Annotated in this window: 13 protein-coding genes; 5 read left to right on the top strand and 8 right to left on the bottom strand. The window is 36.4% G+C overall.

The window, feature by feature from the left end; translation table 11 throughout:
• Positions 1-217 precede the first annotated feature (217 nt).
• Together IW15_RS20355 and IW15_RS20360 are read right to left on the bottom strand one after the other, a co-directional pair.
• The gene (locus IW15_RS20355; RefSeq protein WP_034715134.1) at positions 218-856 is read right to left on the bottom strand and encodes an HdeD family acid-resistance protein; all 639 of its coding nucleotides are present in this window, start codon (positions 854-856) and stop codon (positions 218-220) included.
• A 290-nt stretch (positions 857-1,146) separates the two neighbouring features.
• A complete protein-coding gene (locus IW15_RS20360; protein ID WP_034715138.1) occupies positions 1,147-1,440 on the bottom strand; it encodes a helix-turn-helix domain-containing protein in 294 nt (97 codons plus the stop codon).
• Positions 1,441-1,636: 196 nt separating this feature from the next.
• Here IW15_RS20360 and ccoN point away from each other — a divergent pair, with 196 nt between their 5' ends.
• From ccoN to IW15_RS20385, 5 genes are all read left to right on the top strand, one after another.
• A complete protein-coding gene (ccoN, locus tag IW15_RS20365; RefSeq protein WP_034715141.1) occupies positions 1,637-3,916 on the top strand; it encodes a cytochrome-c oxidase, cbb3-type subunit I in 2,280 nt (759 codons plus the stop codon).
• 18 nt (positions 3,917-3,934) lie between these two features.
• Positions 3,935-4,822, top strand: a complete 888-nt coding sequence (locus tag IW15_RS20370; RefSeq protein ID WP_034715144.1) for a cbb3-type cytochrome c oxidase N-terminal domain-containing protein — start codon at positions 3,935-3,937, stop codon at positions 4,820-4,822.
• A 292-nt stretch (positions 4,823-5,114) separates the two neighbouring features.
• Entirely contained in the window at positions 5,115-10,145 is a 5,031-nt protein-coding gene (locus IW15_RS20375) for a translocation/assembly module TamB domain-containing protein (RefSeq protein WP_084681505.1), read from the top strand.
• Complete coding sequence (gene tamL / locus IW15_RS20380; protein WP_034715146.1) at positions 10,145-12,472, top strand: translocation and assembly module lipoprotein TamL; 2,328 nt, start codon at positions 10,145-10,147, stop codon at positions 12,470-12,472. The genes IW15_RS20375 and tamL overlap by 1 nt, the downstream gene beginning before the upstream one ends.
• Before the next feature lies 1 nt (position 12,473).
• Complete coding sequence (locus IW15_RS20385) at positions 12,474-13,397, top strand: YihY/virulence factor BrkB family protein (RefSeq protein WP_034715150.1); 924 nt, start codon at positions 12,474-12,476, stop codon at positions 13,395-13,397.
• A 305-nt stretch (positions 13,398-13,702) separates the two neighbouring features.
• Here IW15_RS20385 and argS read toward each other — a convergent pair whose 3' ends face one another.
• From argS to IW15_RS20405, 6 genes are all read right to left on the bottom strand, one after another.
• On the bottom strand, positions 13,703-15,463 hold the full coding sequence (gene argS, locus IW15_RS20390) for an arginine--tRNA ligase (protein ID WP_034715152.1): 1,761 nt from the start codon (positions 15,461-15,463) through the stop codon (positions 13,703-13,705).
• 154 nt (positions 15,464-15,617) lie between these two features.
• Positions 15,618-15,752 (bottom strand): hypothetical protein, encoded by a 135-nt coding sequence (locus tag IW15_RS23140; RefSeq protein WP_262483679.1) that lies wholly within the window; start codon positions 15,750-15,752, stop codon positions 15,618-15,620.
• 251 nt (positions 15,753-16,003) lie between these two features.
• The gene (locus IW15_RS20395; protein ID WP_034715156.1) at positions 16,004-17,368 is read right to left on the bottom strand and encodes a SusD/RagB family nutrient-binding outer membrane lipoprotein; all 1,365 of its coding nucleotides are present in this window, start codon (positions 17,366-17,368) and stop codon (positions 16,004-16,006) included.
• 2 nt (positions 17,369-17,370) lie between these two features.
• The gene (locus tag IW15_RS20400) at positions 17,371-20,289 is read right to left on the bottom strand and encodes a SusC/RagA family TonB-linked outer membrane protein (protein ID WP_034715157.1); all 2,919 of its coding nucleotides are present in this window, start codon (positions 20,287-20,289) and stop codon (positions 17,371-17,373) included.
• 635 nt (positions 20,290-20,924) lie between these two features.
• The gene (locus tag IW15_RS23145) at positions 20,925-21,056 is read right to left on the bottom strand and encodes a bacteriocin-like protein (RefSeq protein WP_262483680.1); all 132 of its coding nucleotides are present in this window, start codon (positions 21,054-21,056) and stop codon (positions 20,925-20,927) included.
• Positions 21,057-21,149: 93 nt separating this feature from the next.
• Positions 21,150-22,580 (bottom strand): SusD/RagB family nutrient-binding outer membrane lipoprotein, encoded by a 1,431-nt coding sequence (locus tag IW15_RS20405; RefSeq protein ID WP_034715159.1) that lies wholly within the window; start codon positions 22,578-22,580, stop codon positions 21,150-21,152.
• Position 22,581: the final 1 nt, after the last annotated feature.

Here is a 22,581-nt window from a genome sequence, read left to right on the forward strand (position 1 = left end):
TTCAGAAGAATTCAGTTGCGGAGGATAAAGTTCAAGAATGTGGGAATTCATGAACAAAAACTCAAAAGAATGACGGTAAATACTCATCTCAAATCCTTTTTTTATAATGATCAGCATACCTGCGATATACAGTTTAGTCTGGTTTGTTTCTATTCAAAAACAAAGAAGCTTTCCGTTGAAAAAAAGCTTCTTTTATGATTGTACTATTGATCTGTTTTTATTTCTGATTTCTCAGGTCATCGATTTCATCCTGCAATAATTTTATCTTATTTCGTAGCTCATCGCTAACTTTGGCCGGAAAATTTTTAATCTTCCTGAGATCCAATGCAAGGAATATGGAAGCAATTCCTATGAAGATAAAGGATATTCCCGTTAGGGTAACCAGAGATATTCCTGTAAATATCGGGTTGAATAAGAGCAATAAAGAAAATATAATCCCTCCCGCACTGGTCAATGCAATATTTCCCCAGCTTAATACTTTATGACTTTTTAAATCAAAGGCAAAACCCAACAATTGGAATGACCGGAAAAGTAACGTAAATCCTATAACGAATGGCAGAACAGCCATTGAAATTGTAGGATTGGCTATCAAATAGATCCCGATTGCCGCCGTAAGTAGTCCGCTTACCAGAAACCATCCCCAACCCTGCAGAAACTTACTGTTTCTTAGAGAAAAGAAAATTTCAGTAATTCCCGAAACTAAAAATGAAATACTGAAAATAACTGATAGTGTGACATACGTAGCAAGAGGCACTGTAAAGACATAAATGCCACAAACAAGAAAAATAATTCCAAAGATGAGTGGAATATACCAATTCTTAATAGAGTTTGTAAAGGATTGAAATAAATTTATCATAATATAATAATTTGGTGGTGTCTATGGTAAATGGGTGTGTAGCCGAACTATTAGGTTTTCGGCCTGTCAGAAATAAATTATAGCTATAACTTGAAATACATCCCGTTACTAATTTACGTAAAAATCCAGAAAAAAATAATTAAAATACTGTATAATCGCTGTATTATACAATTGAGTTCAGTGCTGACCTTTAACAAAACGGTTATTCTTTTCAGGACCTCAATCCTGACCGGTCTTTATTCAAATAAAAAATTTAGATATTACTTCCAAAAAACCTGTAATTCCTTTGATTATTGATACTCTTCCGGAATTGAAATATTATTTTTCTTCATATACTCCAGCAGATCATGATATTTATCTTCATAATCATTCGTACCACATTTGTGAGAGATGCTGCAGATATCGGAAGGTTTTATGTCCAAAATAACTGATATCCTGTTAAGAATATCAATATTGATTTTTACTTTGGCATTCTCAATATCAGAATAGGCTTTCTGGGAAATACCCATTTCAAAAGCCATATATTCCTGGGTAAAATCTTTGCTTCTACGAATTTTCCTGATGTTTTGTCCACATATTTTCATCGCTTTTGTTTTTAGTAGGTTTTGGTATAGTTTAGAAGGATATCTAATAGTCTCTCACAAAGTTAATAAATACCTTTGGCAAAACATTACACACGTTACATGATATTTATTTCAAAAGAAAAATATGGGGTAAAAATATATTGAAATCTACCCTTTTATCAGAAAAATATCAATTCAGTACAACACACTAGGAATTATGGAGACGCAGAAATTTAATTATGACAATTCTATTGTCAGGGCATTCTTGTATGCTACTATCGTATTCGGACTCGTTGGTTTTTTACTGGGCCTTAGTGCCGCACTGATGCTTTTTTATCCTGAATTGCCTGAGTTTTTATTCGGTACGGATGATACTACTATCAACAGTTTAAGAAGCGGAAATATTCAAGGGCTAATCAATACACAAGGAGCGATGGGCTTCGGAAGGATCAGAATGCTTCATACGAGTGCCGTAATTTTTGCGTTTGTATGTAATTCGTTTTTTTGTGGTGCCTATTACAGCATGCAGCGCCTTTTAAAAACAAGAATGTACAGCGATACGCTTTCATGGCTGCATTTCTGGTCATGGCAGATTATGATCGTAGCCGTAGTGATTACATTCCTGATGGGAATCAATACTTCTAAAGAGTATGCGGAGCATGAATGGCCTATTGATATTCTGATTGCATTCTCATGGATTATTTTCGGAATCAATATGTTCGGAACTATTGCCAAAAGAAGAGTAAGACACCTGTATGTGGCCATCTGGTTCTATATTGCCACATGGATCGCAGTAGCTATGCTTCATATTTTCAATAACCTGGAAGTCCCTCTATCTTTTACAGGTTGGAAATCATATTCTGCCTATGCAGGAGTAAAAGATGCTCTTGTTCAGTGGTGGTACGGACATAATGCAGTTGCGTTTGTATTGACAACTCCGGTTTTAGGATTGATGTATTATTTTATGCCGAAAGCCGCACAACGTCCGGTATTCTCTTATAAACTTTCTATCATCCACTTCTGGTCACTGATCTTCGTCTATCTTTGGGCAGGTCCTCACCACCTTCAATATACAGCCTTACCTGCTTGGGCACAAGCGGTGGGAACAGGTTTTTCCATCATGCTGATCGCACCTTCATGGGGTGGAATGCTGAACGGTCTTCTGACCTTAAGAGGAGCCTGGGACAAGGTACGGGAGAATCCTATCCTTAAATTCTTTGTCGTTGCTATTACCTGCTATGGAATGGCAACCTTCGAAGGACCTTTATTAGCCACAAAATCTTTAAATAAAATAGGACATTATACCGACTGGGTAATTGGGCACGTTCATATTGGAGCTTTAGGATGGAATGGTTTTATGGCCTTCGGAATCATCTATTATCTGATTCCCGTCCTGTGGAGAACGGAGCTTTGGTCTAAAAAACTGGCCAACTGGCATTTCTGGCTGGGAACATTAGGAATTATCTTCTATGCAGTTCCAATGTATATTTCAGGATTCACCCAGGGATTAATGTGGAAACAGTTTAATCCGGACGGCACTTTATTATGGAAAAACTGGCTGGATACGGTAACAGCGATTCTTCCTTACTTCAAAATGAGATTTTTAGGAGGTTTACTCTATCTTTCAGGAGCAATTTTAATGGTTGTGAATGTGATAAAAACGGTGAGAGCAGGTTCATTCCAAAAAGAAGTTCCGGCAGAAGCACCTGCACTGGCTCATATCGGAACAGGCAGAAAAGAAGGCGAAGGAGCACACCTTTGGCTGGAAAGAACACCAAAACTGCTTTCTATATTAGCATTCGTTGTTATTTCAATTGGTGGACTGGTAGAAATCGTCCCTACTTTAACAATAAAAAGCAATCTTCCGCAGATTACAGCAGTAAAGCCCTACTCTCCACTGGAACTGGAAGGCCGCGACCTCTATATCCGTGAAGGCTGCAACTCCTGCCATTCACAAATGATAAGACCTTTCCGTGATGAGGTGATGAGATTTGACGGTAAGAACGGGCAGTATTCCAAAGCCGGAGAATTCATCTACGACAGGCCTTTCTTGTGGGGATCAAAAAGAACGGGACCAGATCTTCACAGAGAAGGAGGCAGAAACCCGGATTCATGGCACTTTAAACATATGTACAACCCAAGAATTACTTCTGCAGGTTCCATTATGCCGCGTTTCCCATGGCTGATTGCCAATAAGCTCGATCGCTCTCAAATGGTAGATAAAATGTCTCTGATGAAAAACACTTTTGATATTCCATATACTAAAGCTGAAATCGATTCTGCCAACCAATGGGCGGACAACCAATCTAAATCCATTGTCAAAAGAATCTACTCTGAAGCTGTGGATGTAAAAGACCAGATGGAAAAGGAAAAAACTGCAAAAGGACCTGGTTTTATCCCTCTTGAACAAAGAGAAATTGTAGCGATGATCGCCTATCTGCAAAGATTAGGAACGGATATTAAAACAACTGATATTAAAACAGCAAGCATTAAGTAACTCAAAAAAATTGAAGTAATGAAAACGAGAACCCCCATTTCAGTATATATCGCGGTAACCATTGGTTTAACGATTATGGCGTTCGAAATGTTAGCCAAGGATTCAGGCTACTTCTCCTCTCCTTTTTTCTGGGCACTGCTGCTTATCGCAACGATTCTGCTTCTGATCATGAACTCTATCGGCGATATTCTTGAAAATGAAAACTTCAAAAGATTATCCGAAGAGGAGAAAAAAAACTATCTGGCAGAGAAAAGTACGCCGTATTATCAGAAACTTTGGAACTCTGCTTTTAAAAAGCAGTCTGCTACGGAGGAAAAAGATATTCTTATTGACCATGGTTTTGATGGGATCACAGAGCTTGATAATTCACTTCCAAAATGGTGGATAGGTCTTTTTTGGTTCGGATGTATTTTCTGCGCTGTCTATATGCTTGCTTTTATTTTCACCGATTATGCCCATCCCGAAGCAGAATATGATCATGAAACCAAAATGATGCTGGCTTCCATCGAAGATTTTGAGAAAAATGCTCCACAAATTAATCTTGAAACCGCAAAATACAGTGCTGATAATATTGCAGAAGGAGAACAGCTTTTTAAGACCAACTGTGTCACCTGTCATGGAGACGCCGGGAAAGGAGGCATCGGACCGAATCTTACGGATACCCACTGGATCAATATTAAAGAAAAGAGTCTTTTCAAAAACGTCTTCTGGATGCTTGAAAACGGTTCTCCCAATAATCCTGCCATGAGACCTTTCATTAAAGAAGGAACCATTTCCGGAAGGGATGCTGAAAAAATCGCAGCGTATGTATATCATATCAATCAGGAAACAGCCCCTATTACTCCGGCACAAGGTGGTGCTACACCACAGGGTGAAGAGGTGAAATGGGAAAACGGAAACCAATAAAATTTATTACCTCCATATATATAAATCATGCTATGCCCCCTTTGAAATTACACTAACATTTGAATTTCATTTTTGCAAGCCTTTTCAACATTAAAAAAATGATAAAAAGGGGGTATTTTAAAGAAAAAAAATCCACGCCTTCGTTGTTCTCTATCAACTAATTCACTTCACGACAACTAGACTAAATTCCATCATGAGTCAGCGAAGGCAGGGTTTTTGTATTCGAAGTAGGGTACCACAACAAAGAATTTATAAAATACTATCATTATCTTTGTTTTAAACCCATTTCCACTTGAAACTGAAAATCAACAAAAGAAAACTCTTTAAGCGTGTTGCAATTACCATTATCTCTATACTGGTACTTCTTACGCTGCTTATACTGAGCTTACGACTTCCAGCCGTTCAAAACTTCATTAAGGATAAACTGGTGGTCTATCTGGAGAAAAAAATCAAAACAAAAGTAAGCCTGGAAAGGGTTTACATAGGATTTCCAAACAGTCTTGTTATGGAAAATCTTTATTTAAAAGGACAAGATGTCGATACGCTTCTGGCCGTAAAAAAACTGGATGTTGGGTTGAATATGCTCAAGCTGATCAATTCTACGGCTGATATCACTTCAGTGGATCTCGAAGGTGGCCGTGCCAATGTGGTAAGAAAACCGGATGGAAAATTCAATTTCGATTATATCATGAATGCTTTTGCAACGAATGATAAAGAAGAAAGTCCGTCTAAGCCCTTTATTATTTCGCTTGATAAAATTAAATTAAAAGATATCGGGGTTACTTTCAACGATCAGCAGTCGAGAAATGACATCAAATTGTACTTTAAATCATTTGATACAAGGGTTAAAACTTTTGATTTAAGTAAAAACACCTACGCGGTGAATGACATCAATCTTGATGGATTACAATTAAAACTTAAACAGGATCTTGTAGAAGAAGTTGCGAAAAAGGTAGAGAAAAAAGTAGATTCCCTTAATGATAAAAAAACAATGAATATTGGGTTAAGAGGTATCAAACTGACTAATTTCAATATTGATTATGGCGATAACAACACCAAAACTTTTGCAAAGGTTATATTTAAAGAACTCAGCACGAAAGTTAACAAACTTGACTTGGATAACAATGCTTACAATGTAGGAACTGTTTTTCTTTCTGGGGCTGATATTAACGCCAACCTTTATCTTCCGGCACAAAATGCCAATCCAAAAAATACAAAAGAACCGGAACCTTCAAAAAATTCCGATCAGGAAAAAGCCATGAAATTGCTGCTGGGAAAACTGGTACTGAATGATGTAAAAGTAGCCTACAATAATACGGCAATAGCACCGACCAAACAGGGAATGGATTTCAACCACCTGAATTTTTCCAAAATGAATGTGGAAGTCCGCAGTTTTAAAATGGAAAACAATACATTCGCCGGAACAGTGAATTCTGCTGAAATTCAGGAAGCAAGAGGGCTGAACATTCAAAAATTCAACACTGATTTTGTATATGGGGAAAAGCAGGCGTATTTGAAAGACCTTTATCTTCAAACTCCGAAAACGCTGTTGAGGGATGAGGTTATTGTAAACTACAATTCAATCGAGCAATTGAGTTCTAATCCTGGTGCAGTAAAAATATCGGCAAACATTAAGAATTCTAAAATCGGTTTTTCAGATATCTTAAACCTCGTTCCTACGTTAAGGAATACCGTTCCTTTCAATAAATATCCCAATGCAATATTGAGTGTAAATGCTAATGTACAGGGAATCGTCAACGATCTTCTGATCAAAAATCTTAAAGTTTCAGGGTTGGATGATTTAAGAGTGGCAGCTTCAGGAAGAATTAAAAATGCAATGAATCCTGATAACCTGTATTATGACCTCAACATTAGTGAGGCTTCTTCATCAGCAAAAACGATTTTTAATTTAGCACCTAAAAATACTATTCCTTCCAATATTTCTCTTCCTTCCCACTTCAGTATTAAAGGGATTGCAAAGGGAACAACAAAGATGGTGAATGCCAATCTTAACCTATATTCTACTTTAGGAAATGCCGCAGTGATCGCTAATGTCGATATGCGTCGGAAAAATCATGAACTGTATGACGTAAAAGCTAATCTGCAGAATATCCAGGTAGGAAAAATTATTCAGAATAAAGATATCGGAGCAGTTACGGCACAAATATCAGCAAAGGGGGAAAGCTTTGATTTCAAAAATGCAAATGCAGATCTGAAAGGATATGTAAGCTCTGCCGTGTATAAAGGGTACCGCTACCGCAACATGAATCTTATCGGGAAAATTAACCGTGGAGTATACAATATCGTTTTAAACTCAAAAGATCCGAATGCCAATTTACAGTTAACGGCTTCCGGAGTCTACAACGAAAAAAATCCTACGGTAAAAGTAAACGGAGAGATCATTAAGTTAGACCTCAACAAGCTTGGTTTCTACGAAAAACAGATGATCATTGCCGGAAAAATAGATGGTGACTTCACCAACCTGGATCCTGATAACCTGAACGGATATCTGAATCTTCAGAATTTTGCATTTTCTGATACGAAAGAAGTTTATCCTATCCAAGAAGTGAATTTAAAAGCCACATCAACGAATGATTCCACTAAAATTGTTTTCAATTCGCAGATTGCTGATGTAGAATTAGCCGGAAAATATAAACTTACCCAGATCTTTGGATCTTTAACACAGACCCTCAATCAATATTACCAGTTTCAAAAGCTTGGTAAAGCAGAGAAAATTGATCCGGGCCAGCATTTTACGTTTAATGCAAAAATCAAAAACGATGATCTTATCCGAAAATTTGTTCCGGATCTGAAAAGCTTTGAAACCATCAATCTAGCTGGAAATTATGATGCAGATTCTCAAAAAATTGAAATCGACGGACAAATTCCACAACTCCTGTATGGTGAAAATTCGATTGAAAAGGGTTCTTTAAAAGTGACCAATGAAAATCAGGCCTTACAGTACAGTCTTGACGTAGCTGCTTTAAAGAGTTCCAGTTTTGCACTGAATAAAGTAAGTGTGAACGGAGATGTTGCCAACAATACGATTAATTATAACATCACGACAAAGGATGCTAAGGACGCCACCCAGTTCCTGATCGCAGGAAACGCGAAATCGATGAATGATATTACGGAGATTTCGTTAAATCCCAATGGTTTAAAATTAAATTACAGCGACTGGACAGTTGCAGAAAATAATAAAATTCAGATCAGCAGTAAAGGAATTTTAGCTGATAATTTCAGATTATCCAATTCAGGAAGTGAAATTTCCCTGCAGTCGGAAAGCAATACGCCCAACAGCCCTCTTAATATCTCTTTGAAAGATTTCAAAATAGAAACGATTACGGAGATCATTAAAAAAGATACGATCCTGGCAAGAGGAACCATCAATGGAACGGCTCAGCTTCGGGATTTCACTAAAAATATGACCTTTACTTCAGATTTAAATGTTTCTGATCTTATTGTCTATGGAAATCCTGTCGGAAATCTTGCAGTGAAAGTAAACAGCACTTCAACGAAACTTTTAAATGCTGATATTGCACTTTCAGGAAATGATAATGATGTGAAAATTTTAGGGGATTACAATACAGCATCAAGCACATTTGACCTGAATATGGCAATCAACAAACTTCAGATGAAAAGCGTTCAGGGATTCTCGATGAACGCCCTCACCAATACGGAAGGGTATCTGTCAGGAAACCTGAAGATCACAGGAAGTACGGATAAACCGAATATTTTAGGAAAAGTAAAATTCAATGATGTAGGACTGGAAATTGCCAAAACAGGAAGTGATTTCAGAAAACTTAACGATGAAATTGATTTTACCAGCCGTGGAATTGAGTTTGACAAATTTAAAGTGAATGATAAAGACGGAAATTCTCTGGTTGTAAACGGACAGGTTTTGACGCAGACGTACAGAGATTTCGCCTTCAACCTTGATGTGAATGCGAAAGACTTCCGCGTGGTCAACTCAGAAAAGTCCAATGATGCCATGATGTATGGAATCCTCGCTATTGATGCAGGACTTCACATTCGTGGTAATTTAGATCTTCCTAAAGTAGATGGAAGACTGGCCGTTTCGGATGATACAGATTTTACTTTTGTCCTTCCTCAATCTACGCCATCGATGCAGGAAAGAGATGGGATTGTAGAATTTATCGACCAGGATCAGGTAGTGTTAAATAAAACCATTAAAACCGATTCTCTGAAAGCCGAAAGCCGCATCAAAGGAATGGATGTGAGTGTGAATATCGAAGTAAGCAAAGAAGCTAAAATGTCGATCGTCATTGATAAAGCCAATGGAGATTTTGTAAAACTCCAGGGTGACGCTGAGCTTACCGGAGGTGTAGATCCATCAGGGAAAATCACATTGGTTGGGGTTTATGAGGTAGAAAAGGGTTCTTACGAACTTTCTGTAAGTCTTTTAAAGAGAAAATTTGATATTCAAAAAGGAAGTACCATCACCTGGACGGGTGAACCTACGACTGCCATAATGGATATTACGGCGGTTTATAAAACTGATGTCGCTCCGATTGATTTGGTGGAACAGCAGATCAGCGGGATGTCTTCTTCCGAAATGAATATGTACAAACAAAGAATCCCTTTCAACACTTTACTGAAAATGAAGGGTGAGCTTTTAAAACCACAGATCAGTTTCGACATTACCACGGATGATAAAAATAATGCCGTTGCTTCTTCTGTCGTAAGTACGGTAGATGCTAAACTGGCCCAGTTGAGAACGGAGGAGGCCGAAATGAATAAACAGGTTTTTGCCATGCTTCTTTTAGGCCGTTTTGTAGGCGAAAATCCTTTCCAAAGCGGAGCCGGACTTTCTGCTGAAGCGATGGCCAGACAGAGTGTGAGTAAACTTCTTTCCCAGCAGCTTAATAATCTGGCATCGGGACTTATCAAAGGGGTAGATTTAAACTTTGGACTGGATTCTTCGGAAGATTATTCAAGCGGAGAGAAAAACACCAGAACCGACCTGAATGTAGACATCAGCAAAAAACTTCTTAATGACCGTCTGAAAGTGACGGTAGGAAGTAATTTTGGATTGGAAGGTGATGCCCGACAAAATGAAAATACAACCAATATTGCAGGAAATGTAACCGTAGATTACAGCCTTTCCAAAGATGGAAGATATATGCTGAGAGCGTACCGTAAGGATGAATATCAGGTAGCACTCCAAGGTCAGATTGTGGAAACTGGAGTTGGTTTTATCATTACACTGGATTATGATAAATTCCGTGAAATTTTCCAAAAATCAAAAAAAGACAGATCTAAAAAACAAAATAAGAATAACCAAGTGGTAGAATTTAAATAATGAAAAGTAAATTCCATATCTATTGTAAATATATGTTCGCTTCCGGGCTGGCATCAACTGTCATTTCGTGTAGCAACACAAGATTTTTGAAAGAAGGTCAGATGCTGTACACGGGAGCTGAGGTCAAGATCGAAAACGACACCATTTCCAAAAAAGAAAAGAAAGAGCTTCAGGCAGCGCTGGAGGAAAACTTAACGCCTAAACCTAATGCAACGATATTAGGGCTTCGTCCCAAATTATATTTTTACAATATCACTTCTGAACCTAAAAAAGATAAAGGTTTTAAATACTGGCTGAAATATAAGCTGGGCGAGAAACCTGTGCTGTTAGGTGATGTAGACCGTGAATTCAATAAGGATATCATTCAGAATTATTCTGAGAACAGAGGCTATTTTAACGCCCAGGCTACTTATGACACGATTTCCAAGAATAAGAAAGCGAAAGTAATTTATACGGTAAGACCCGGTGCCCAATACCTGATCAGTAATGTGAAATTTCAACAGGATTCTACGCTGGTCAATCAGGAAATTCAAAATTTAAAGAATAAAACACTGCTTAAAAACGGGAAACCTTTTGATCTGGATGTGATCAAGGCAGAAAGAGACCGCATTGACAATGGATTGAAAGAAAAAGGGTTTTACTACTTCCATTCCGACAATATCATTGTACAGGCGGACAGTACTGTAAGTAAAAACCATAAGGTAGAACTGAATGTAAAGCTTAAGGACAATACTCCAGCTTTGGCAACGGAACAGTTTTCTATTGATAAAGTAATTGTTTTTCCCAATTATAATATTCAGGATGTAAAAAAGGGAAAATATAAAATTCCGATGGATACGGATTCTCTCGCTCAATATGCTTATGATGATATTTATGTAATCGATCCGGAGCATAAATTCAAACCAAAGATTTTTGACAGAGCCTTATATTTTAAAAAGGGAGATCTTTACAACCGTACGAATCATAATCTTTCTTTGAATCGATTGATCAGTTTAGGGGTTTTTAAATTTGTAAAAAATGAATTCATCGTTTCTGATTCTTTACAACATAAATTTGATTCTTATTATCTTCTGACTCCAAGACAGGTACAGTCTCTGCGTCTGGAAGCGTTGGGAAGAACCAATTCTGCCAGCTATGCGGGAAGTGAGCTTAATTTAAACTGGACCCACCGAAATTTTTTCCGCGGTGCTGAACAGTTTAAAGCAGCTGTCTTCGGTGCTTTCGATGTACAAATGGGCGGACAGTCTGATGCTAAAAACATGTACCGTGCGGGAGCTAATGTACAGCTTTCCATTCCAAGAATTGTGGCACCGTTTAGGTTCCATTCTTCGAGTGCTTTCGTACCCAGAACAAATATCACATTAGGTTATGAATTCCAGAACCGTACCCAGTATTATACGCTTAATAATTTTACGGCTTCTTTTGGGTATGTATGGAAAGAAAATGTAAGAAAAGAGCATGATCTGAAAGTTATTGATATTACGCTGGTCTCCCCTGCCAATGTTACTGATCTTTTCAGACAGGAAACGTTGGGCAATCCGGCTCAACAAAGAATAGTAGACAAGCAGCTGATTTTCGGGCCTACGTATAGCTACACCTACACTAATACCATGGAGCCAAGGACGAATACTTTTTATTATAAAGGTACCCTTGATCTGGCAGGAAACATTACAGGTTTAGTTACCGGAGCCAATGTAAAAAAGGATAAACAGAAAAATATATTCGGTGTTCCGTTCAGCCAGTACGCCAAAATTGAAAATGATATCAGGTTTTACCATAAATTTTCCGAAAAAACCAATTTCGCATCAAGGCTGATCGCTGGGGTCGCTTACCCTTATGGAAACTCGGATCAGATTCCTTTTTCCCGACAGTTTTTTGTGGGCGGAAGCAACAGTATCAGAGCATTCCGTGCGAGAACTTTAGGTCCGGGAAGTTTTGATCCGCGAACATTGCCGCAAGGTTTTGCTTTTGATCAGGCCGGAGACATTAAACTAGAAATGAACGCCGAATACAGAGCTAATTTGTACAAATTTTTAAATGTCGCTGCTTTTGTGGATGCCGGAAATGTATGGTTAATCAATGATGTTGAAGGCAGAACAGGAGGAACTTTTTCCAAAGATTTTTTAAGTGAAGTCGCAGTGGGAGCCGGAGTTGGCCTAAGACTTGATTTCTCAATTTTAGTGTTAAGACTAGACTTAGCCATGCCAGTGCGGGTTCCTTATTATGAAAAAGGCGACCGATGGACTTTTGACCGAATTAATTTTGGAGACCGCAGCTGGAGAAAAGATAATCTTGTTTTAAATATCGCCATCGGATATCCATTTTAATATGATAAAAAATATAAAATTTTTCTGGGACGTTTTAAAAGAAACCTTTACTGAATGGAATGATTCTTCCGCATCCAGGGATTCGGCGAGTCTTGCATATTATGCGATTTTTTCCATTCCCGGATTATTGATCATCATCATCTGGATTGCCGGATATTTCTTCGGGGAAGAGGCCATCCGCGGAGAAATCAGCAGTCAGATCAGTGGATTGATGGGAACAGATGTTGCCCAAAGTATTCAAAGTATGATTGCAGGTGCGCTGATCGACAAACAGAATATTTTTATGAAAATAGTGGGGATCGGTTCTTTAGTTTTCGGTTCTACTACTCTATTTTTTCAACTGCAGCATTCGTTGAATACTCTTTGGGATGTGGAAGCTGCTCCCAAAAAAGCTTTAGTTAAGTTTATTCTCGACAGAGCCAATTCATTAGGAATGATTCTTATCCTTGGATTTTTATTAATGATCACCATGATCTTATCTTCGATGATCAGCCTTTTTAATAACTGGATTACGAATTATTTTGGGTTTGAAACTTATATGCTGGTAGAATTAGTAAATTTCGGGATAGGCTTTGTACTGGTCATGCTTTTATTCGCATTGATGTTTAAAGTGCTTCCGGATGTACAGATTAACTGGAAACCTGTCTGGAAAGGAGCTTTATTAACGACTATTTTATTCACTTTAGGTAAGTTTTTATTGAGTCTCTATTTCAGTAATTTTAAACCCACTTCAGCATTTGGAACTGCCGGTACGGTGATTTTAATTATGATGTGGATTAATTACTCGTGTATGCTGGTATTCTTCGGAGCCGAATTTACCAAAATATATTCCTATAAGAAAGGATATAAAATTGCTCCTTCCAAACATGCAAAATGGAGTGCAGCCAAATTATATGCGGATAGCCATAGGCCTCCTCAAGTTTAATGATATAGGTATGCTTTCTTATAAACCACCCCGTCAAATCTTCGATTTGCCACCCCTCCAAAAGAGGGGAATGTGATTCTACAAATTAAAGTTAACTTACCTAGAGAAATTTTTGTGGTTTCTTTTACCTCAGATTTGCACAGATAATTATGTGCTTTATAATTTAAAATAATCTTAAGTGTTCAAACAAGTTTGATACAAAAAGCCTCCTGAAATTCAGGAGGCTTTTTTCGGTGTTACCGATTATTTTTTATTTTGACGTTGTCATGATAAAATTTGATATGTCTAAGTTTAAACATCTTTTATTACATTCTGTTGACCGTTTCTATTCCCAGAAGAGATAAGGATTTCTGGATTACTTTCCCTGTTACATCTGAAAGATTTAAAAGGAACTGTTTTTTATTTTCATCTTCCTGAATCAGGATCGGGTTGCTTTGATAGAATGAGTTATAAGATTTCACTACATCATATACATAATTCGCCACTAAAGCCGGACTCAATGATTCTGCTGCTTTTTCTACAATTGCCTTATAATTCGCCAACTGCATGATCAATTCTTTTTCTGATTGATTTACAGCTACTTCAGAAATATCTTTATATTCATAGTTTGCTTTAGCCTTTAAAGACTGAATACGCGCATAGGTATACTGAATGAACGGACCTGTGTTTCCATTAAATTCAATACTTTCTGAAGGATTGAACAGCATTTTTTTCTTAGGATCTACTTTAAGCATAAAATACTTCAAAGCTCCCATTCCTATGGTTTCATAAGACGTTTTTTTATCTTCATCGCTAAGGTTTTCCAGTTTTCCGTTATCTGTTGCTTTTTGTGCTGCGGTGTCGTGCATTTCCTGCATCAATTCATCTGCATCTACTACGGTTCCTTCACGGGATTTCATTTTTCCGTTCGGAAGTTCTACCATTCCGTAAGAAAGGTGGAATAACTGATCTGCCCATGCATATCCCAGTTTTTTCAATATCTTAAACAATACCTGAAAATGGTAATCCTGCTCGTTTCCTACGGTATAGATCAGCTTCTGGATATCGTTGTCTTTAAATCTCTCTACCGCAGTTCCAAGATCCTGTGTCATATATACAGAGGTTCCGTCTGAACGCAACAACAATTTCTGATCTAATCCTTCGTCGGTAAGATCACACCATACGGAACCGTCTTCCTTCTGGTATAAAACTCCTTTATCAAGGCCTGTCTGAATAAGATCTTTTCCTAAAATATAGGTATTGCTTTCATGCTGAATTTTATCAAAATCAACTCCCAGTCTTGTATAGGTTTCATTAAAACCTTTGTACACCCATGAATTCATTTCATTCCAAAGTGCTCTTACTTTTTCATCTCCATTTTCCCAGTCCAACAGCATCTTTTGAGCTTCCTTCATCGACGGAGCTTCTTTTTTAGCCTGATCTTCAGTCATTCCCTGTTCAACAAGTTCAGCAATTTCCTTTTTATATTCCTGATCAAATTTCACATAATAATTCCCTACAAATTTATCTCCTTTCTCACCTGTTGTTTCAGGAGTTTCTCCATGTCCGAACTTTTCCCAAGCCAGCATCGACTTGCAGATATGAATTCCTCTATCGTTGATGATCTGAGTTTTGATGACATTATATCCAGCTTCTTTTAAGATCTGAGCTACAGAAAATCCTAATAAATTGTTTCTCACATGTCCTAAATGCAGCGGCTTATTCGTATTTGGAGAAGAATATTCTACCATTACCGTCGCGTTTTTCTTTTCTATGGTTGAAAAGTTTTCACTCACCGATCTGAAATTATCTATAAAGAACTGATTTTTAACTTTTACGTTAAGGAAACCTTTTACTACATTAAAACTTTCCAATACATCAGTCTGCTCCGTTAAAGCTTCTCCCAGCTCAACTCCGATACTTTCAGGGTTTTTCTTCAGCTGTTTTACCAATGGAAAGGTAACGATGGTAAAATCGCCCTCAAATTCAGTTTTATTTTCCTGAATTTCCAGTTTAATATCTTTTAACTGATATACGTTTAAAATAACTTCCGAAAGTTTTTCTTCTATTATATCTTTAATATTCATGTCTACTATTTATTTTTTCATGGCCTCAGGAAATGGCCTCATCAATTATCGTTTTGAGAGTGAAAATTTTCTCCAACGATTTTATTTCCCGATTTTGAAATACAAATTTAGTGAAATAAAAAAGACTTCATAAAATGAAGCCTTTAAAAAGTTATTAAGGATTAAGACAACCCTCGTCCCACCTTCTGCATTCTCTTAACACTGGATTCCAGCTTAAGCAGCATAAAGGGGCCTGTCCGCCCTGAATTTTTGTAAGGTCTTTTTTTGAAAGTGCTTTTAAATTTTTCATAGATATTTTGTTGTTAATGGTGAGTCAAATATAAATAATATATACATTTACAATAACTTCCGAAATTTTTTCTTCTACCATATCTTTAATATTCATGTTTACTATTTATTTTTAATGGCCTCAAGGAATGGCCTTGCCATATCATTTTGAAAGTGAAAATTTTCTCCAATGATTTTATTTCCTTATTTGAAATAAAAATATACGAAAATAAAAAAACCGCCCGGAGGCGGTTTATAAAAGATCAACTATGTTTAATTATCCCACCAAACAGGTGAACTAACATCACTAACAACGGTAGCATTATTATTTAATGTTCTTTCTGATTTAGGTGTCATTAATCTCAGAGGTATTTTTTTTGACTGACTATTCTGGTTAGGCGTCAATACAGGAAAACCTGTACGTCTCCAATCATTATAAGGTTCCATTGTTGTAAACAAAGCCAAATATTTTTGGGTAATAATATTCTGTAGTGAAACAGTACCTGAAGCTGTAGTTGCAAAAGCCGAATTATCTGACCCTGTAACATCTATTAAAGATGCGCTAACCGCAGCCTTCAATGCTGTTTGGGCAGATGCTGTATTTCCTAATCTGAACTGCGCTTCTGCTTCTATGAATTTTATTTCGCTGTAGCTAAATAATATGTTGGATGTACTAGGACCTCCTGCAAAATAACTTCCAAATGGAGAAGCATCGCTATTCGCATCTTCCGGAGCAGAACCTGAATACCCATTTGAAGCATCTAATGCTGCGTAATAAGATAATCTTGGGTCACTATTATTTTGTAAAAGATCAACAAAATATTTACCCATAGACATATAACCTCCTCTTTGGTTATTAAATGCATACCATAAATTTTGGTTATTCCCACCATCAAATTTAGCAACTAAATTATCACTGCTAGAGGTAAATGAATTCTGCAAATAATTCAGTGCTTTTTGAGCTGCGGCTGCACTGCCGTCTCTTTGCGTTAATCTCATCGCATACCTTGCCTTCATTGCATAGGCTAATTTTTTCCATTTATCTGTATCACCTCCATAAAATATATCATCAGATGCTGGTAAGCCCAAGTTAGCGCTTGTAGGTTTTGATAAATCTGTAATTGCACTATCCAAATAACTTTGGATCTGGGTAATTACAGATTGCTGAGAATCAAATTTTGGTGAAAAATTAGCGTCCCCCTGGAAGGCTTCTGTAAAAGGCACATCTCCCCAGGCATCGGTGGCATAACCTATGTTTATTGCCATTAATATTTTAGCCATTCCGGAATAATATGGATAACCAGAACCAAATTGTTTAATAATCTGATTAAGATTTACTCCTGCCTGGTATATATTTGCCCAATCACCTTCATTATCCAGCTCTGTTAAAAAATAATTGGTTGCATCCAAAGATTGAAATTGATTACCATTAGTATGCTGGGTAAATAAACTTATTTCTCTTGTAAGATTACCAGCCCCATTGTTAATGGTCCCAATTTCAGCTCCCGTAAGTAAAGTTTTAGGGGAGGTAACTGTTGTAGGGCTGTTAGGATTCTCATTAAACGTGTCTAATTCATGCTGGCAGGAATTCAGAAACAGTCCCGCAACTATTATAGGTATGTATATTATTTTTTTCATAATTAAAAAGTAAATTTAAGTGATAGTGTATAGCTTTTTGTTCCGGGATTATTGAAATAATCAAACCCATTGGTATTAGAAGCTGCACCAGCAATGGAAGTTTCAGGATCTACCCCTTTATAATTGGTAATTAAAAATAGATTTCTGGCAGAGAAAGTCACCTGAGCATCTTTTATAAATGATAAAGACTCCGTATTAGACAATAACTTACCGAAATTATATGATAAACTAACATCTCTTAGTCTTACCCAATTGATATTTTTTTCTACCTGCTGCTCATTAGCACTACCAGATCCATCTCCTACAAAACTCGTATAGTATGTTTTATTATCTATTACTACGGTATTAGGGGCCCCGGATTCTGTTACTCCAGGTATTACATATGTAGCAGATCTGTTATCTGCAGAAGCCTGCGAAACTCCAAGTCTGTTAAGTCTTGCCAGGGTTCCATTCCAAATATCTCCACCTTTCCGGATATCCAATAAGAAACTTAATGACAAGTTTTTATAACTGAAATTATTTCTGATTCCTCCTAACCAGTCAGGATTTGGGTTTCCAATAATTTGAGATTCAGCAGAAACCAGCGGTAGTCCATTAGTCCCTATAATTAAGTTTCCTGCTGAATCTCTTTCCCAAGCTGTACCATAAAGAACACCTAAAGGCTGCCCCTTAATAACTGCAGGAACTACATTACCAGAAAAGAAATCAACACCTTCGTTAGAGAAATTTAAATTGTCTTGTATATTAATTACTTTATTTATATTTTTCGCCCAATTTACATTGACACTCCAGCTGAAATTTTGGTTTTTCAATATATCATATCCCAATTCTACTTCTAATCCCTTATTTTCTACCGTTGGTCCGTTGGTGAAATAATTCTGATACCCGGAAGATGGAGGTACAGGCGACTGTATTAGTAAATCATAATTGGTAGATTTATAAGCACTTGCATTCAAATGCAATCTCTTAAATAGCTCTAATTCCAATCCAATTTCAAATTCTTTATTACGTTCAGGCTTTAAATTCGGATTTTTCGCAATTGTAGTTAGTCCGTAAGCTCCTACTCCCAAATATGGAGCTGTTAACTGTGGTCCAAACGTATCAAAATAGATTGGTCTATTATAAGTAGTTGTAAGATTGTATGGATTAGCTGATGCAAAGGTACTTGCATAAGCCATTCTCACCTTACCCATATTTACCCAGCTTGGTAGATTAAGCGTCTTGTTAAATATCCAGGATCCCGAAACAGAAGGATAAAAATAAGATCTATTTTGTTTGGGTAATGTACTACTCCAGTCATTTCTTCCTGTCAGTGTTAGATAGAACTGATCATAAAATCCTAACTCTGCAGAAGCATATACTCCTCTTTTAATTTGTTTGGAATCTGTATTATTTGCCAGAAAAGTAGTAAAGTTGGAAAGGTTAAACTGATTAGGCTCTAACATTGTAGACCCTTGAGTATATTGATCGTTTCCAAATTTAGATATTATCTGACCTCCTACATTATAATTTAAAGTAATTTTGTCAGGTATTATATTGACAAGTCCACTAAAAAGTAAGTCTAGATTATATTGGCTTTGCGTATAGGTATCTACAACCACTTGCCCTGTGCCGTCTGCTGTTGAATTTCCATTACTAGAAAACGAATAATTCTGCTGTGCATGGGTTGTATAGGTATCTACCCCTGCTCTTAACAACATATTTAATGCTTTGCTGTAATTGTATGTTATATGACCACTTACTATTGATCTGTTAGTTTCATCTGTGTAAGGGTTTCTATTTACAGTATAGTAGGGATTGTCATATGATCCAAAATAGTTTTTATTATATCCCTGTACAGTTTCATAATCTCTAAGGTCATAGGATGCCGGTGTTCTCAATAAAGATAACATTACTCCGGCCGTATTACTTCCTTTTTGTGCTCTTAAACCGTTGGTATTTGAATATTTTATATCCGCACCCGCTTTTAGCTTATCCGTCAAATTAAATTCAGAATTTACTCCAAAACTTGTTTTTTTAAGTGATGTATTAGGAATAATACCTGTTTGGTCAATATGTCCAAAAGATGCTCTGAAATTACCATAATCTCCACCCCCAGACAAAGCAAGGTTATAATTATTGGTCATTCCGGTTTCAAAAAAATTCTTTGCATTATCATAAGATTGGAGACCTGGTACACTAGAAATTAGTGGTCCCCAACTTTGATTAGTTCCGTTAGCTATTATGGAACCATCAGAACCATATTGTGCCGGTGCAAGATAGGTTTTACCATTCGTTCCGGCAGCATATGTTTTTTGCAGCTCTGGTAAGCGGCTAATCATATCAAATGAAGTTGAGGTAGAAAAATCTATTCCGATTCCTTTTCTTTTTCTTCCTTTTTTGCTGGTATATATAATCACTCCATTTCTGGCATTCTCACCATACAATGCTGCTGCTGCACCTCCTTTCAAAATTGACACACTCTCAATATCATCAGGATTGATATCAATAGCTCTGTTAGAATCATCCACACCTGCTAAATTGCTGTTCTGTCCTGCATTATTATTGACAGAGTTATCAATAATCTGACCATCCAAAACAATAATTGGCTGGCTTGATAAATTAATTGATTTCTGACCTCTGATTAATATTTTACTGGATGCCCCCGGTGTACCGGATGATCCTGTAACTTGTATCCCTGCTGCTTTACCTGCGAGCCCTTGGATAATATTAGATTCACCTGATCTTTTCAAATCATCACCTCCTACTTGTGAAGTAGCATACCCAATTGTTTTTTTCTCTCTTTTAATCCCAAGGGCGGTTACTACCACACCTTCTATGTCCTGTGTTTTTATAGTATCTTTTTTCTTTTGCTGAGCATTTGCTACCGCTAGAGAAGAAGACAATACTAAAATAAGCACACCCGCTGTTAGTTTCTTCATTGTCAAGTTAATTTTACTTATACAAATTTGTAAAACTTTATCAACAACACAAAACAAAATGCTAAAAAATGTGAATAATTCAATAAAATACAACATAATATCAATTAAAAATAAAAAATAAGGCCAATAATAGTTTTTTTACAAAAAAAGATATTTAAATATGTTTTTATACATGAAAATATGATAACAATAGATATTGCTAATAACATTTTAATAATGAATAGGAAAAAAATTTATTAATTTCTGATTTCCAATCATTTAAAACAAAATAATAATCAAATTAAAGAATTTAGATAACTAAAAAAAGCAATGCTTCGCATAATTATTTTTATTAAAAAAAGATTAAAATCGTTAAAATTCTTTAAATAAAAACATACGAAGTGCTAGTGAAAATTGAAATTTGGCACAGCAGTATTGTATTATTAAGCTTACCTGAGATTATCTCATACACTTTATTTAAAATTCATGATAAGACTGTTTAAATACAATATAATAAAGCAGATAGAGAATGCCTGTGTGATCCTGTCGTTGCAGTTACCGTTATTTTATATTCACATTTTTTTAACTGATACTACATAAAAAGTAAATAAACATAAAAAAAGGTCGTTTCACAGAAAACGACCTTTAAGATTACATTAAGGAAGACAATTAAAATCCCATTGTGAGCAATTTTTTGTTTTAGGATCCCAGTCTAAGCAGCATTTTGGAGCTGAACCGCCTTGAATTTTTTTCAAATTTTCATTTGAAATCTTTTTTAAATTTTTCATATTTCTTTTGTTAAGGTTTAATTAAAATAATCTTTCAGTCAATTATACAAATAAGAAACCGCCCGAAGACGGTTTCTTTTATTATACTATTTTTTAGTTTACGTCCCAAAATAGTTTAGTTGTTAATCTATCTCCCCCTATTGAAGCACTAGCAGCAGCATAGTTAGTACCATTCGTAGTAGCTTCTGATGAAGGATAAGTCATTCTTACTGGTACTTTACCTTCGGCATTATTAATTGCTGTTGGAGGTGCTAATAATACAGGGTAATCTAATCTTCTATAAAAATTCCAAGATGCTTTTGGCTGATTAAACATAGCAACCCAAGCTTGTTCTCCTATTGATTTTTTCCAATTCGCTGCATTATAAGGATTTGCTGCAATATATGCTGCAGCATCAGCAGCAAGTCCCCAATCTGTAAAGGAAGAAGTTACTGCCTGATTATATAAGGTTGCAGGATTTCCTCCAATTCCCCATCTCGCAGCAGCCTCTGCTAGATAAAATAATACTTCTGTATAATTCATAACAGTACCTGGTGTAGTAGGTGTATAAGCAAACTCTCCAAGAGGAGAAAATTCAGCAAATTCAGCAGGGGCCCCTATTACTTGCCCAATATATGCACCATTTACGTCTCCATAATATTTAGTGATTCTACTGTCATTAGTATTATTCATAAAATCTACTAATGTTTTTCCCCCTACAAAATCATCGCGGCTTTCAGTACTTTGAAAGATTGGGTTTTCATTAGGAGATGCTCCTAAATATTTAAACTCACAATTGTCGGCTGAAGATGTCATTAAACCTCCTGCTATTGCCTTATTAATTGTAGTTTGAGCCAAAGTAGGATTAATATCAGCCAGAGCAATTCCCAGCTTTAGCAACAATGAGTTACCAAATTTCTTCCATTTTGCATTATCATTATTAAAATAAATATCACCGCCTCTTAAAACTGTTCCTGACGAAGATAAGTTTACTAAATCAGTTTCAAGTCTGGTTATAAGTGAAGCGTATATATCTGAAGCTTTATCATATTTAGGTAAAGGGTATTTATCAATATCTAGAGATTGAACGTAGGGTATATCTCCAAATGTATCTACTAAAACCTGATAAGTAAATACTTTCATGATATCTATCGCTGCAAGTTTATTTGCTTTTTCCACTGGCCAAGTCGCATTTTCGGAAGGAGAAGGCTGGTATGCTTCCGTAATTATTCTTGCCTGATCAAGGTTTTTTAAAACATTCACATAATTATCCTGCCAAACAGAATTGGAAACATTTCGGTTTGCAAAATCATAGTTACTTTCATTCACATAAATAGTTTCCTGAGCATATTGCATAGTCAGCCTGAAATTATTTTCATTTACGTTTGGCGTATTAAGATAGTCGCTAAGTTCTTTTTGTGAATATGTTACCAATGATTCTGCGGTCGTATTATAAGTTGCATGTGGGTCTAAATTTACATCATCACTGGTCGTACAACCTATTAGTGATAATGCAAAAACTAATGTTAATATATACTTTTTCATT

This window comes from Chryseobacterium soli, assembly GCF_000737705.1.
In the GTDB taxonomy this organism is placed as follows: domain Bacteria; phylum Bacteroidota; class Bacteroidia; order Flavobacteriales; family Weeksellaceae; genus Chryseobacterium; species Chryseobacterium soli.

Coding starts and splice junctions, on each gene's coding strand:
- IW15_RS20355 (WP_034715134.1), bottom strand. CDS start 856: ATGATAAATTTATTTCAATCCTTTACAAACTCTATTAAGAATTGGTAT.
- IW15_RS20360 (WP_034715138.1), bottom strand. CDS start 1,440: ATGAAAATATGTGGACAAAACATCAGGAAAATTCGTAGAAGCAAAGAT.
- ccoN (WP_034715141.1), top strand. CDS start 1,637: ATGGAGACGCAGAAATTTAATTATGACAATTCTATTGTCAGGGCATTC.
- IW15_RS20370 (WP_034715144.1), top strand. CDS start 3,935: ATGAAAACGAGAACCCCCATTTCAGTATATATCGCGGTAACCATTGGT.
- tamL (WP_034715146.1), top strand. CDS start 10,145: ATGAAAAGTAAATTCCATATCTATTGTAAATATATGTTCGCTTCCGGG.
- IW15_RS20385 (WP_034715150.1), top strand. CDS start 12,474: ATGATAAAAAATATAAAATTTTTCTGGGACGTTTTAAAAGAAACCTTT.
- argS (WP_034715152.1), bottom strand. CDS start 15,463: ATGAATATTAAAGATATAATAGAAGAAAAACTTTCGGAAGTTATTTTA.
- IW15_RS23140 (WP_262483679.1), bottom strand. CDS start 15,752: ATGAAAAATTTAAAAGCACTTTCAAAAAAAGACCTTACAAAAATTCAG.
- IW15_RS20395 (WP_034715156.1), bottom strand. CDS start 17,368: ATGAAAAAAATAATATACATACCTATAATAGTTGCGGGACTGTTTCTG.
- IW15_RS20400 (WP_034715157.1), bottom strand. CDS start 20,289: ATGAAGAAACTAACAGCGGGTGTGCTTATTTTAGTATTGTCTTCTTCT.
- IW15_RS23145 (WP_262483680.1), bottom strand. CDS start 21,056: ATGAAAAATTTAAAAAAGATTTCAAATGAAAATTTGAAAAAAATTCAA.
- IW15_RS20405 (WP_034715159.1), bottom strand. CDS start 22,580: ATGAAAAAGTATATATTAACATTAGTTTTTGCATTATCACTAATAGGT.